This is a genomic window from Bacillus sp. SIMBA_008 (genome assembly GCF_046535495.1).
GTDB classification, from domain to species: Bacteria; Bacillota; Bacilli; order Bacillales; family Bacillaceae; genus Bacillus; species Bacillus subtilis.
In genome coordinates this window covers 626,718-639,417 of record NZ_JAWRWL010000002.1, presented here as the reverse complement: position 1 = coordinate 639,417, position 12,700 = coordinate 626,718, and the positions used below count along the sequence as shown (strand labels likewise).

At 44.3% G+C, this 12,700-nt stretch carries 14 protein-coding genes; 9 read left to right on the top strand and 5 right to left on the bottom strand.

The annotated features are described in order from the left end of the window. Positions 1-119 precede the first annotated feature (119 nt). Both SB658_RS08730 and SB658_RS08725 read left to right on the top strand, forming a co-directional pair. Positions 120-761 carry a DUF4352 domain-containing protein gene (locus SB658_RS08730; protein ID WP_003244850.1) on the top strand — a complete coding sequence of 214 codons (642 nt, stop codon included), beginning with the start codon at positions 120-122 and terminating at the stop codon, positions 759-761. A 78-nt stretch (positions 762-839) separates the two neighbouring features. Beyond that, on the top strand, positions 840-1,466 hold the full coding sequence (locus SB658_RS08725; protein WP_144500828.1) for an NUDIX hydrolase: 627 nt from the start codon (positions 840-842) through the stop codon (positions 1,464-1,466). A gap of 30 nt (positions 1,467-1,496) precedes the next feature. On the opposite strand, the gene SB658_RS08720 is transcribed toward SB658_RS08725, so the two are convergent. After that, entirely contained in the window at positions 1,497-1,775 is a 279-nt protein-coding gene (locus tag SB658_RS08720) for a hypothetical protein (RefSeq protein WP_003232791.1), read from the bottom strand. 390 nt (positions 1,776-2,165) lie between these two features. Here SB658_RS08720 and yjiB point away from each other — a divergent pair, with 390 nt between their 5' ends. After that, entirely contained in the window at positions 2,166-3,356 is a 1,191-nt protein-coding gene (gene yjiB / locus SB658_RS08715; protein WP_144500829.1) for a monooxygenase YjiB, read from the top strand. 22 nt (positions 3,357-3,378) lie between these two features. Next, the gene (locus tag SB658_RS08710) at positions 3,379-4,557 is read left to right on the top strand and encodes a glycosyltransferase (protein ID WP_144500830.1); all 1,179 of its coding nucleotides are present in this window, start codon (positions 3,379-3,381) and stop codon (positions 4,555-4,557) included. 40 nt (positions 4,558-4,597) lie between these two features. On the opposite strand, the gene SB658_RS08705 is transcribed toward SB658_RS08710, so the two are convergent. Next, positions 4,598-4,786 carry a DUF8096 family protein gene (locus SB658_RS08705; RefSeq protein WP_003232781.1) on the bottom strand — a complete coding sequence of 63 codons (189 nt, stop codon included), beginning with the start codon at positions 4,784-4,786 and terminating at the stop codon, positions 4,598-4,600. Between the two features lie 173 nt (positions 4,787-4,959). Between SB658_RS08705 and SB658_RS08700 the strand changes: the two genes are divergently transcribed. Continuing rightward, positions 4,960-5,772: a uroporphyrinogen-III synthase gene (locus tag SB658_RS08700; protein WP_144500831.1), complete on the top strand. Its 813-nt coding sequence runs from the start codon at positions 4,960-4,962 to the stop codon at positions 5,770-5,772. Positions 5,773-5,816: 44 nt separating this feature from the next. Here SB658_RS08700 and SB658_RS08695 read toward each other — a convergent pair whose 3' ends face one another. The 3 genes from SB658_RS08695 to SB658_RS08685 all read right to left on the bottom strand — a co-directional run bounded on the left by SB658_RS08695 (position 5,817) and on the right by SB658_RS08685 (position 8,415). Beyond that, a complete protein-coding gene (locus SB658_RS08695; protein WP_003232776.1) occupies positions 5,817-6,569 on the bottom strand; it encodes an ABC transporter permease in 753 nt (250 codons plus the stop codon). After that, a complete protein-coding gene (locus SB658_RS08690) occupies positions 6,569-7,321 on the bottom strand; it encodes an ABC transporter ATP-binding protein (protein ID WP_113712990.1) in 753 nt (250 codons plus the stop codon). The genes SB658_RS08695 and SB658_RS08690 overlap by 1 nt, the downstream gene beginning before the upstream one ends. Positions 7,322-7,440: 119 nt before the next feature. Beyond that, positions 7,441-8,415 carry a DMT family transporter gene (locus SB658_RS08685; protein ID WP_033884360.1) on the bottom strand — a complete coding sequence of 325 codons (975 nt, stop codon included), beginning with the start codon at positions 8,413-8,415 and terminating at the stop codon, positions 7,441-7,443. 131 nt (positions 8,416-8,546) lie between these two features. Here SB658_RS08685 and SB658_RS08680 point away from each other — a divergent pair, with 131 nt between their 5' ends. From SB658_RS08680 to uxaC, 4 genes are all read left to right on the top strand, one after another. Further along, positions 8,547-9,044: a cupin domain-containing protein gene (locus SB658_RS08680; RefSeq protein ID WP_029317652.1), complete on the top strand. Its 498-nt coding sequence runs from the start codon at positions 8,547-8,549 to the stop codon at positions 9,042-9,044. A gap of 388 nt (positions 9,045-9,432) precedes the next feature. Further along, the gene (locus SB658_RS08675) at positions 9,433-9,855 is read left to right on the top strand and encodes a DUF1641 domain-containing protein (protein WP_014663610.1); all 423 of its coding nucleotides are present in this window, start codon (positions 9,433-9,435) and stop codon (positions 9,853-9,855) included. Between the two features lie 39 nt (positions 9,856-9,894). Continuing rightward, a complete protein-coding gene (locus tag SB658_RS08670) occupies positions 9,895-11,073 on the top strand; it encodes an NAD(P)/FAD-dependent oxidoreductase (RefSeq protein ID WP_003232765.1) in 1,179 nt (392 codons plus the stop codon). A 196-nt stretch (positions 11,074-11,269) separates the two neighbouring features. Continuing rightward, complete coding sequence (gene uxaC / locus SB658_RS08665; protein ID WP_144500832.1) at positions 11,270-12,691, top strand: glucuronate isomerase; 1,422 nt, start codon at positions 11,270-11,272, stop codon at positions 12,689-12,691. Positions 12,692-12,700: the final 9 nt, after the last annotated feature.

Below are 12,700 nucleotides of genomic sequence, written 5' to 3'. Positions count from 1 at the left end.
ACTAGGAAGAAGTAAGATTGTGATGAATGAGATAGAAATAATCGTTACTTTCTTACCTGTTAAGAAAAGGAAAAATCTGATTATAATAGAAATCGATTACTTTAGATGGGGGAACAATCATGAAAAAAGTCTTATTACTATTATTTGTCTTGACGATCGGGTTAGCGCTTTCAGCGTGCAGCCAATCGAGCGATGCGTCAGAGAAGGAAAAACCGAAAGAGAAAAAATCGCAAGAAGAGCTTGAAAAGGAACTTGATAAGGAATTGAAAAAAGGCGGTGAGCCGAAGACCAAAAAAGATGATCAAATACATAAAATAGGAGAAACATTTAAAGCAGGACATACGAATTTTACAGTGAATAAAGTTGATAGAGTGCAAAAAGGTGAATATATGAATGTTGGCGGAGCTGTAAATGAGGAGACAAAAACAATAAAAGATGATGAGGAACGGCTTATTATAGAAGTTACGATGGAAAATATAGGGGAAGATTCAATAAGCTACAATTTTATCGGGTTTGATTTAAGAGATAAGAATGATCAATCAGTACGGCCTGTTTTTTCTATAGAAGAGAAGGGCAGAATCCTTATGGGAGGAACACTAGTATCGGGGAAAAAGGTTACAGGTGTACTCAGTTATGTCATCCCTAAAGGAGAACAGAAACATTACACACTGGTATATAATCCGTTTTTAGCTGATACAAATAGCAGTAATACAGAAGAGAGAGTAAAGGACGATATTGATTACTTGGTGAAGTTAGATTAGAAGCTAATTTACAGTTGCACGTTTTTCATCTGTGGAAAACGTGCATTTTTTATAGCGAAACTTGACTTGAAAGGATGAGTGATAAAAGTGCAAACCAAATGGCTGGAACGGGCACAGCGGATTCAAGCGATTGCACAGGCTGGGCTTGCTTTTTCCAAGGATGTGTACGACAGGGAGAGGTACGAAGAGCTAATGAAGCTCAGTGCAGAAATGATGGTGGATTACTCACAGATGGACATTGAAGTTATCACTGATTTATGGCAAGGCGAGAAGGGCTATCCGACACCGAAAGCGGATGTTCGCGGCGCAGTATTCCGAGAGAATCAGATTTTGCTTGTCCGGGAGAAGCATGATGAGCTGTGGTCGCTGCCGGGTGGATTTTGCGAGATTGGTTTATCGCCAGCTGAAAACGTCGTCAAGGAGATCAAAGAAGAGTCGGGGTACGATACAGAGCCGTCTCGATTGCTGGCCGTGCTAGACAGCCATAAACACTCTCATCCCCCTCAGCCTTATCACTATTATAAAATCTTCATCGCATGCAGCATGACGGGCGGGCAGGGGGAAACAGGGATCGAGACGAATCATGCCGCTTTTTTTCCGGAAGACAGACTCCCGCCGCTCTCTCCAAAACGAAACACACCCTCACAGCTTAGCATGCTGTTTGACTTTTTGCGCCATCCGGACAAGAAAACGATATTTGACTAAAAAAGAAAGAGCCTATGGGCTCTTTCTTTTTTATAATGTAATGTGTTTTTCGTTGGCGAGTTTCAGAAGGGTCAAAATAGAATCGGCTTGTTTATGGCCGAGTTTTTGCTTTAATTTGTTTTCTTCAACTAATCTGCTGCCATAAATTTTAACAGAGGCTTTGTCGACGACAGTATGCCAGTTTTCCTGTTTTTTTCCCTCAACAAGCGGTTTTTCATGTCTCTCAGAAAAAGAGAACACAAAGAGTACGAATGCAAGTGAAAGTAGGATTCCGACAACTTGTTTTTTGTAATCAGTCTGTGCTGCCACGTTGTTCTCTCCTTCATCTTTTACCTTCTATTTAATCATAGAACCAAATTATTTTACATAATGGGAAAGTCATTTTTGGAGTTAGTGCATTTGGTTGGAAACAGAGACGTTTTTTGAGCGGAGCGGTGCAATTGAATCCATATTGGATTTGCGTGCTTATGCCTAAGGTCACGTTGTGAGCCAAAACAGCAGTGCAGAATAGAAAAAAATTGAAAGATTATGGTAAGATAAACGAAATTCGAGGGGGAATATATGATGCCTGCATCGAACATCGTGATCGCCTGCCTGCTGTTATCAATTTAATTATTTGTGGTAGTCCCTCTCTTTTTCGAAAGCGGGAGGTGAAGTGGAACATTAATTGCTGAATTCTTTCAAGGGGAGTGACCGTACATGAATGTGTTAAACCGCCGGCAAGCCTTGCAGCGAGCGCTGCTCAATGGGAAAAACAAACAGGATGCGTATCATCCGTTTCCATGGTACGAATCGATGAGAAAGGATGCGCCTGTTTCCTTTGATGAAGAAAACCAAGTGTGGAGCGTTTTTCTTTATGATGATGTCAAAAAAGTTGTTGGGGATAAAGAGCTGTTTTCCAGTTACATGCCGCAGCAGACAAGCTCTATTGGAAATTCCATCATTAACATGGACCCGCCGAAGCATACAAAAATCCGTTCAGTCGTGAATAAAGCCTTTACTCCGCGCGTGATGAAGCAATGGGAACCGAGAATTCAAGAAATCACAGATGAACTGATTCAAAAATGTCAGGGGCGTAGTGAATTTGACCTTGTTCACGATTTTTCATACCCGCTTCCGGTTATTGTGATATCTGAGCTGCTGGGAGTGCCTTCAGCGCATATGGAACAGTTTAAAGCATGGTCTGATCTTCTGGTCAGTACACCGAAGGATAAAAGTGAAGAAGCTGAAAAAGCCTTTTTGGAAGAACGAGATAAGTGTGAGGAAGAACTGGCCGCGTTTTTTGCCGGCATCATAGAAGAAAAGCGAAACAAACCGGCACAGGATATTATTTCTATTTTAGTTGAAGCGGAAGAAACAGGCGAGAAGCTGTCCGGTGAAGAGCTGATTCCGTTTTGCACGCTGCTGCTGGTGGCCGGAAATGAAACCACTACAAACCTGATTTCAAATGCGATGTACAGCATATTAGAAATGCCAGGCGTTTACGAGGAACTGCGCAGCCATCCTGAACTGATGCCTCAGGCAGTGGAGGAAGCCTTGCGTTTCAGAGCGCCGGCCCCGGTGTTGAGGCGCATTGCCAAGCGGGATACGAAGATCGGGGGGCACCTGATTAAAGAAGGTGATATGGTTTTGGCGTTTGTGGCATCGGCAAATCGTGATGAAGCGAAGTTTGACAGGCCGCACATGTTTGATATCCGACGCCATCCCAATCCGCATATTGCGTTTGGCCATGGCATCCATTTTTGCCTTGGGGCTCCGCTTGCCCGTCTTGAAGCAAATATCGCGTTAACGTCTTTGATTTCTGCTTTTCCTCATATGGAGTGCGTCAGTATCACTCCGATTGAAAACAGTGTGATATACGGATTAAAGAGCTTCCGTGTGAAAATGTAATAGATAAGGAGACTGGAGATTCATGAAAAAGTACCATATTTCGATGATCAATATCCCGGCGTACGGACATGTCAATCCTACGCTTGCTTTAGTAGAGAAGCTTTGTGAGAAAGGGCACCGTGTCACGTACGCGACGACTGAGGAGTTTGCGCCCGCTGTTCAGCAAGCCGGTGGAGAAGCATTGCTCTATCATACATCCTTGAATATTGATCCTAAGCAAATCAGGGAGATGATGGAAAAGAATGACGCGCCACTCAGCCTTTTGAAAGAATCACTCAGCATTCTGCCGCAGCTTGAGGAGTTATATAAGGATGATCAGCCTGATCTGATCATCTATGACTTTGTTGCGCTGGCTGGTAAATTGTTTGCTGAAAAGCTTAATGTTCCGGTCATTAAGCTCTGTTCGTCATATGCCCAAAATGAATCCTTTCAGTTAGGAAATGAAGACATGCTGAAAAAAATAAGAGAAGCAGAGGCTGAATTTAAAGCCTACTTGGAGCAAGAGAAGTTGCCGGCTGTTTCATTTGAACAGTTAGCTGTGCCAGAAGCATTAAATATTGTCTTTATGCCGAAGTCTTTTCAGATTCATCATGAGACGTTCGATGACCGTTTCTGTTTTGTCGGCCCCTCTCTCGGAGAACGGAAGGAAAAAGAAAGCCTGTTGATTGACAAGGATGATCGCCCGCTTATGCTGATTTCTTTGGGTACGGCGTTTAACGCATGGCCAGAATTTTACAAGATGTGCATCAAGGCATTTCGGGATTCTTCATGGCAAGTGATCATGTCGGTTGGGAAAACGATTGATCCAGAAAGCTTGGAGGATATTCCTGCTAACTTTACTATTCGCCAAAGTGTGCCGCAGCTTGAGGTGTTAGAGAAAGCTGATTTGTTCATCTCTCATGGCGGGATGAACAGTACGATGGAAGCGATGAACGCAGGTGTGCCGCTTGTCGTCATTCCGCAAATGTATGAGCAAGAGCTCACTGCAAATCGGGTTGATGAATTAGGCCTTGGCGTTTATTTGCCGAAAGAGGAAGTGACTGTTTCCAGCCTGCAGGAAGCGGTTCAGGCTGTATCCAGTGATCAAGAGCTGCTCACCCGCGTCAAGAATATGCAAAAGGATGTAAAAGAAGCTGGCGGAGCGGAGCGTGCGGCAGCTGAGATTGAAGCGTTTATGAAAAAATCCGCTGTCCCGCAGTAAAAACATAAAAACCGAAATCAATTTGATTTCGGTTTTCTGTTTAAATATTTTTTTTCATCCCGCATCTCCGGCATTCTCTAAGAAATTTTCCGCCTTTTACAGAGCTTTTGAACAGTGTGTAATCACAGTTGTCGCAGCGCCCGCTGCGGGCGTCCGGATATTCATTGAATTCGTAAACGATCGATGTATCGTAGCCTTTTGTTTCATATTCTTCTTTTTTTGTTTCCATGTCGTCCCTCCGTTACAAGACGTGTCTGCTGTTTATCTTACAGCAAGCTTCCGGCGTATTCAATGGATTTTAGAGGTTTGGGTTTATCTTGATTTCTCCCTTGGTTTGCGCCAAAATAGCTTTAATAAGCTTGTATACATAAAAAGCCTATGCAAAGAGGAGAGGAAACGGGTATGGGAAAAGGGTTAGTTGGAAAACGTGTGGCAATCGGTGGCTCACGAAAAACGGAAGAAATCAGTACAATCATTGAAAAACAGGGCGGAATACCTGTCATCCGGCCTCTCCAAGGTACAGTTTACTTAGCAGAGAAGCAGGTGGAGCCGGATTTGCGGACGTTTGCGGAAGAAAAAGCTGACTGGGTCATTTTCACGACAGGCATCGGGTTGGAGACTCTTGTCGATATGGCAGAGAAAATTGGACTGAAAGATGAGTTTCTGCAGGCCATTCGCCAAGCGAAAGCGGCATGCCGGGGATACAAAACGCTGTCTGCGTTGAAAAAGCTTGGAATCACACCGGAAGCTTCGGATGAAGACGGGACAACAAGAGGCTTAATCCGTTCTTTGGAGCCTCACGACTTTTCAGGAAAAACAGTCATGGTGCAGCTTCATGGCGAAAAAGCGCCGGCTCTCATGGCATTTCTTGAAGAAAAAGGCGCGTCTGTCCTGCCGATTCTGCCTTATCAGCACATCCCGCCGGAGGAGGAAACGGTGGAGCGGTTATGCCGAGAGCTGATGAACGATGAGATCGATGCCGTTTGTTTTACAACGGCCATTCAGGTTCGTTCCCTGTTTGATTTTGCCAAGGGGCGAGGTTATATCAATGAAGTGAAGAAGGTATTCGAAGAACGCGCCATCGCAGCTGCTGTCGGAAAAGTGACTGCTGAAGCACTGCGGGAAGAGGGCATTACGAGACTGCTTGCGCCAGAGATTGAGCGGATGGGTGCGATGATTGTTGAGCTGGCCAAGTATTATGAAGAAAAGGAATAACAAGTACAAAAAGCCGCTTTTCCCTCGGAAAGCGGCTTTTGTTGTCATTCATTCTGCTTCAGCTGCTGATGAACGGTGAATAATGATGGGTATGTCAGCACGCTTAAGATTACACAAGTCAGCGCGGCTGAGGCCATCGTTGTAAACACGATTAAGAGTTGAAAGCGTACTGCCTGAATCGGGTCCGCGCCGGCTAGAATCTGGCCTGTCATCATGCCGGGAAGCTGGACAAGACCCAGTGTTTTCTGGCTTTCGAGCGTCGGGATCATACTCATTTTCATCGCTGAAGTAAGAATGCGCTGTATGGATTGCTTCGGTGTGCCGCCAAGTGACAATATTAATTGAATTTCTTCTTTGCGAACGCCGACTTCTGAGTTAAGCCGGTTTAGAAACAAACTCGAGAGCACCATCGAATTTCCGATGACCATCCCGCTGATCGGAATGACATATCGTGCCGTAAGCGGAATGATATGAAGAGACAGCAGAATTCCCTGCGTCACAATTTCTACGATTGCTAACGCGGCAAACACCCTCCAAAACGAACCGATAGTATTTTTCTTTCGCTTGATGACATTTTGCGCCGCCACCGCGAGCATTAACAGCACCATCAGCAGGATAAAAACAGGGTGGTCTCCGCGAAAAATCAGCGACAAAACATAACCGATGATAAGCAGCTGCACCGCGGCCCGGATGGTGGCGATGATCATGTCTTTTTCTACACCGGCTTTAAAGGATTTTGATAAAAACAAGGCGATCAAAACAAAGATCATCGTTAAAGAGAGAGAAAGGTAATCCATTACCGAGTGCCTCCCTTCAAAAATTCTTTCGCTGCTTCATGCTGCGGAGCGGAGAAAAATGTTTCGGTTTCTGCGATTTCAAGCAGCCGGCCATCTGCCATAAACCAAATGGTATCGGCTACTCGTTTTGCCTGCTCCATATTATGAGTGACCCACATGACTGTCCATTTTTTCTCTTGATGCTGACGTTTGATCAGTTCTTCAATCTCAAGAGCAGAAACCGGGTCCAAGGCCGACGTGATTTCGTCCAACAATAGAATGGAGGAAGGATTTGAGAGCGTTCTGGCCAGTGACAGTCTTTGCCGCTGCCCGCCCGATAAGTCTCTGGCGCTTCTGTCTAACAGCTCTGACGGCAGCCCTGTAAGAGAAGCCAGCTTTTCAGGAGAGTACAGCTGGGATTGATGCAGCCTTTGTACAAGACTTAAATTGTCACGCACTGTCCCGTCGAGCACGGGAGCCGATTGAAACGCGAGGGCTGCCGTTCTCCTCAGCTCATTGACATTCCATTCTCTTACTTCCTTTCCATATATTTTGATTCCGCCGCTGTCAGGCGTTCTCATTAAATTACACATAGAAAGGAGGGTGCTTTTGCCTGAGCCGGAAGGGCCTAAAACGGCTACGATTGCACCCTGTTGAATGTCTCCGGTGACATCCTGCAGCACATCATAGGTTTGTCCATCTTGTTTATAGCTTTTTCTGACTGATCTGAAGGAGATGGCTGGTATGTTTTGTGTTTGATCGTTTGCTTCCATTACAATAATCACCTTTCAATATAAGTAGGCTGACATTATATTTAACTATAACGTGAAACAGATTCCTTTTGGTAGCACAAATAAAGGAGAACAGGCTTTCACCCATTCTCCTGCAGATGCTACGCAGTCAGATTTGACTGTGCTTTCTTTTTCGGTTTTCTCGGCTGTGAAGCGAAGGTATGTAACATCATCCCCGCTATTATAATGAACAAACCGGCAAATGATAATAGAGATGGGAAAACGCCTGACAGCAGAACAATTTCACCAAGCAGCGCGAAAATCACTTCACCGGATTGAGTGGCTTCAACAGCTGCGAGTTTTTGCGGATTGTCTCTTACCATATCAGTGGCCCAGAAAAATAAAACCGTCGCAATGATGCCTGAGCTGACGGCAACGATAAAGGATTGAACGGTTTGACTTGCTGTTGGAAGGCCATCTGACCACCAGCCGTAAGCTGCTAATATAAGCCAGAATGGAAGGCTTGCCAATGTCATTCCAAGCACGCGCTGAAATGTATCAAGCCGGCCTCCGTATTCTTCGAGCATTCTCCTGTTTCCTAACGGATAGGCAAAAGCCGCAATGACAACCGGCAGCACACTGAAAAGCAGCATCCTCCCAGAAAGCGATTCTGCATGCTGAAGCTGAATCAGAGCCGCTCCAATCAGGATGATCACGGAAGTGCCAAGTGAAACCAGGGGAATCTTTTGGCGAACGAGCTGCGGACCGCCCGGCATATCTTGTTTGACATAAAACAAAGGAGATAAGAGCACCCCGGCTACAATTGTAATTTGCCAGGTTCCGGCTATGAGCCACCCCGGACCGTATGCAGCCGCAAATGTAATCGGCGCGTAAAAAAGCACGAAACCGACGAAGCTCCATTTGATCCAATAAAACGGCTTTTTCCTCATCTCTAGTAAGAGAGGCGTGAATGTCCCTCTCATGATGACAATCAAACATAAAAATGGCACCATAAAAATAAAGCGCAGCGAAGAGCTCCAAAGCCAGCTGCCTCCTGATAACTCCATCGCTCTGTTTAATATAAAGGTAACGGCGAAAAAGAGTGAAGCCAATATTCCGATAACGATAGCTTTCATGATATCCCTCATTCTGGCATTATTTTTTTATACTATACTATTCGGTATCATGCAGATCAATGGAATCATGAGAAAAACATCATGTTTGGCGAACTGCTATGTGTGGAAGACAAAAAAGGGAGGTGAAATTGATGGAAAAAGAGACACAGACATACTTCTTTCCGGATGACGGCAGGATTCCGAATCACCCTGATTTTCCGCTCGTGGTGTATCAAAACGCGCTTAAGGACACCGGACTGGCAGAGCGGATCGTCATCCGGCATGGCTGGTCAAACAGCTGGTCAGGGAGTGTTTTTCCATACCATCATTATCACAGCAATACGCATGAAGTCCTGATTGCCCTTAGGGGAGAGGCTGTGATTCAGTTTGGGGGAGAAAAAGGGGCTGCCATCCCTTTCAAATCAGGCGACGCAGTCGTGATTCCAGCCGGAGTCGGACATAAAAAGCTCAGCTCAAGCCCCGATTTTACTGTCCTTGGCGCCTATCCCGGAGGCGTTCAGTATGATATGAAGACGGGGAAGCCCAATGAGCGAGAGGAAGCGGTCAAACAGATTAAGCAGGCGGCGTTGCCGGCGAATGATCCGATCACAGGAAAAAGAGAGCCTCTATTGGAAATATGGGTAAAGTGAAGGGGAGAAATTGCTGGATTGTCAATAACTAGTGCCGCAGAAACGATATGACATGTGCTCCATATAAATTAATTTCATAATCGAAGCAATTCACGTTCAAATTTTGTTCAAAAAGTGTTATCATATAGAAGGTAATCGAATTGGAGTTTTTTGTGTTTGCTATTTTCAGAGAGAGTAAAGGATTTTGACTTATTCAATTGTTTATTTTTAGATAAAAATAATACTGAATATGGCAAGATGAAAAACTGGGTAGTAAACATTTATTTTTGTAAATGATTGTGCACGAATTCACAATCCTTATTCTTATGCCTTAAAAGCGTGAGACAGGGAGAGGCACTACCCTTTCCAAAAAAATCAGCAAACTGCTTATAGTAAAGGAGAATTGGATATGCCAGAAACAATCGATCAAACAAATGCGTCTGTCAGCCAAAGCCAGCAAGATCTTATTGATCAGCTATTAAAGCCAGAAGTTCAAGAATCATTGACTGTTTTAGTTGACCAGCTTCCGAAGCTGACTGAGTTAGTCAATATTTTAACGAAGTCTTATGATTTCGCTCAGTCTGTAGCGACTGACGAAGTGTTAAAAAACGACACAGTCGGTGCGATCACTGAAATTCTTGAGCCTGTAAAAGAAACAGCGAAAGAAGTAGCTGCGACTGCGATCGAAGCAAAAGACCGCGCGGAAGCAAGCAACGAAACAATTGGTCTTTTCGGCCTGCTGCGTATGCTGAAAGATCCTCAAGCTCAAAAGTTGTTCCGTTTTGCTAACAGCTACCTTGAAGTCATGAACGAACGCGAAAACCAAAAATAATCTCAGATTCAAATTGATATAAAGGACGGAGGATATACGATGTCAAAACATATTGTCATTCTAGGCGCTGGTTATGGCGGAGTTCTTTCTGCTCTAACAGTTCGCAAACATTACACAAAAGAACAAGCACGCGTGACAGTGGTAAACAAATACCCAACTCACCAAATCATTACGGAATTACACCGCCTTGCTGCAGGCAACGTGTCTGAAAAAGCGGTTGCAATGCCATTAGAAAAACTTTTCAAAGGCAAAGACATTGATCTTAAAATTGCGGAAGTAAGCTCTTTCTCTGTTGATAAAAAAGAAGTTGCGCTTGCTGACGGTTCTACATTAACTTACGATGCGCTTGTTGTAGGTCTTGGTTCTGTAACGGCTTACTTCGGCATCCCAGGTCTTGAAGAAAACAGCATGGTATTGAAATCTGCTGCCGATGCGAACAAAGTCTTTCAACATGTTGAAGATCGTGTGCGCGAGTACTCTAAAACGAAAAACGAAGCAGATGCAACAATCCTTATCGGCGGCGGCGGCTTAACAGGTGTTGAGCTTGTTGGTGAGCTTGCTGACATCATGCCGAACCTTGCGAAAAAATACGGCGTAGACCATAAAGAAATCAAATTAAAACTTGTTGAAGCAGGTCCGAAGATCCTTCCTGTTCTTCCGGATGATCTTATCGAGCGTGCGACTGCAAGCCTTGAAAAACGCGGCGTTGAGTTCTTAACAGGTCTTCCTGTTACAAATGTAGAAGGAAACGTAATCGATCTGAAAGACGGATCTAAAGTTGTTGCCAACACATTTGTTTGGACTGGCGGCGTACAGGGTAACCCATTAGTCGGTGAATCAGGTCTAGAAGTGAACCGCGGACGCGCGACTGTAAATGACTTCCTGCAATCTACATCTCATGAAGATGTATTCGTTGCTGGAGACAGCGCAGTTTACTTCGGTCCAGACGGCCGTCCATACCCGCCAACTGCACAAATCGCATGGCAAATGGGTGAGCTGATCGGTTACAACCTATTCGCTTACCTGGAAGGCAAAACGCTTGAAACATTCAAGCCAGTAAACTCTGGTACACTTGCAAGCCTTGGACGCAAAGACGCAGTTGCCATCATTGGTGCTAATTCTACACCGCTTAAAGGTCTTCCTGCTTCCTTGATGAAAGAAGCAAGTAACGTACGTTACTTAACACACATTAAAGGACTTTTCAGCCTGGCTTACTAATCCTTTTAATGAATCTGACATTGCCAAAAGCGTTCCTTACCGAGTGCTTTCTGGCAATGTCTTTTTTATGTTTATGACAGCGTTAACATTTCATTTTCAAAAAAGAGATTGATCCCAGAGGAATATAAAGGTAAAATAAAAACAAATCAAAATGTTAACGTTAACATTTTGAAATAGAATGAAAGACGGTGAGGACATGGAACCCTTCATGGGCGAAAACTTTTTATTGAAAAATGAAACCGCTGTCAGCCTCTATCATAATTTTGCGAAAGACATGCCAATTATTGATTACCACTGCCACTTAAGTCCGAAAGAAATCTATGAAAATAAGACATTTCAAAACATCACGGAAGCCTGGCTGTATGGTGACCATTATAAATGGCGCATCATGAGAGCCAATGGAATTGAGGAGACATACATCACCGGAGATGCGCCTGATGAGGAGAAATTTATGGCTTGGGCGAAAACCGTGCCGATGGCGATCGGCAATCCGCTCTATAACTGGACTCACTTAGAATTGCAGCGTTTTTTTGGCATTTATGAGATTTTAAACGAGAAGTCTGGGCCGGCTATATGGAAACGGACAAATGAACTGCTCAAAGGGGAAGGCTTCGGGGCAAGGGATTTAATCGTGAAATCAAATGTAAAGGTCGTGTGCACCACAGATGACCCTGTTGATTCTCTTGAATACCATCTATTATTAAGAGAAGACAAAGACTTTCCTGTCAGCGTGCTGCCTGGATTTCGGCCGGATAAAGGACTTGAGATCAATCGTGAAGGCTTTCCTGAGTGGGTGCAGGCGCTTGAAGATGCCGCCGCCATATCGATTACAACCTATGATGAGTTTTTAAATGCGTTGGAAAAACGAGTGCGATTCTTCCACTCAGCCGGCGGCAGAGTTTCTGATCACGCGATAGATTCAATGGTATTTGCCGAAACAACAAAAGAAGAAGCTGGACGGATTTTTTCTGACAGATTACAAGGAACAGAGGTTTCTTATGAAGATGAGAAGAAATTTAAGACACATACGCTTCAGTTTCTTTGCGGTTTGTATGCGGAGCTCGATTGGGCGATGCAGTTTCATATCAACGCTTTAAGAAACACGAATACAAAAATGATGAAAAGGCTCGGACCTGATACAGGCTATGATTCAATGAACGATGAAGAAATTGCTAAGCCTTTATACAAGCTGCTGAACTCAGTTGAGATGAAGAACCAGCTGCCGAAAACGATTTTATATTCACTGAATCCAAATGATAACTATGTCATCGCCAGCATGATCAACAGTTTTCAGGACGGTATTACCCCAGGAAAAATACAATTCGGCACAGCCTGGTGGTTTAACGATACTAAAGACGGGATGCTCGACCAAATGAAAGCGTTATCAAATGTTGGCCTTTTCAGCCGTTTTATCGGCATGCTCACCGATTCCAGAAGCTTTCTTTCGTATACGCGCCACGAATATTTCAGGCGGATCGTCTGCAATTTGATTGGAGAATGGGTGGAAAACGGCGAAGTGCCGCGCGATATGGAGCTTCTGGGAAGCATCGTTCAGGGGATTTGCTATGAAAATGCGAAACACTACTTTCAATTTCAAGAAGAGAAAGCAAACGTGTAACAAAGTATC

Excerpts from the sequence above, each read along its gene's own strand:
- SB658_RS08730 (WP_003244850.1), top strand. The coding sequence starts at position 120 with ATGAAAAAAGTCTTATTACTATTATTTGTCTTGACGATCGGGTTAGCG.
- yjiB (WP_144500829.1), top strand. The coding sequence starts at position 2,166 with ATGAATGTGTTAAACCGCCGGCAAGCCTTGCAGCGAGCGCTGCTCAAT.
- SB658_RS08710 (WP_144500830.1), top strand. The coding sequence starts at position 3,379 with ATGAAAAAGTACCATATTTCGATGATCAATATCCCGGCGTACGGACAT.
- SB658_RS08705 (WP_003232781.1), bottom strand. The coding sequence starts at position 4,786 with ATGGAAACAAAAAAAGAAGAATATGAAACAAAAGGCTACGATACATCG.
- SB658_RS08700 (WP_144500831.1), top strand. The coding sequence starts at position 4,960 with ATGGGAAAAGGGTTAGTTGGAAAACGTGTGGCAATCGGTGGCTCACGA.
- SB658_RS08695 (WP_003232776.1), bottom strand. The coding sequence starts at position 6,569 with ATGGATTACCTTTCTCTCTCTTTAACGATGATCTTTGTTTTGATCGCC.
- SB658_RS08690 (WP_113712990.1), bottom strand. The coding sequence starts at position 7,321 with ATGGAAGCAAACGATCAAACACAAAACATACCAGCCATCTCCTTCAGA.
- SB658_RS08685 (WP_033884360.1), bottom strand. The coding sequence starts at position 8,415 with ATGAAAGCTATCGTTATCGGAATATTGGCTTCACTCTTTTTCGCCGTT.
- SB658_RS08680 (WP_029317652.1), top strand. The coding sequence starts at position 8,547 with ATGGAAAAAGAGACACAGACATACTTCTTTCCGGATGACGGCAGGATT.
- SB658_RS08675 (WP_014663610.1), top strand. The coding sequence starts at position 9,433 with ATGCCAGAAACAATCGATCAAACAAATGCGTCTGTCAGCCAAAGCCAG.
- SB658_RS08670 (WP_003232765.1), top strand. The coding sequence starts at position 9,895 with ATGTCAAAACATATTGTCATTCTAGGCGCTGGTTATGGCGGAGTTCTT.
- uxaC (WP_144500832.1), top strand. The coding sequence starts at position 11,270 with ATGGAACCCTTCATGGGCGAAAACTTTTTATTGAAAAATGAAACCGCT.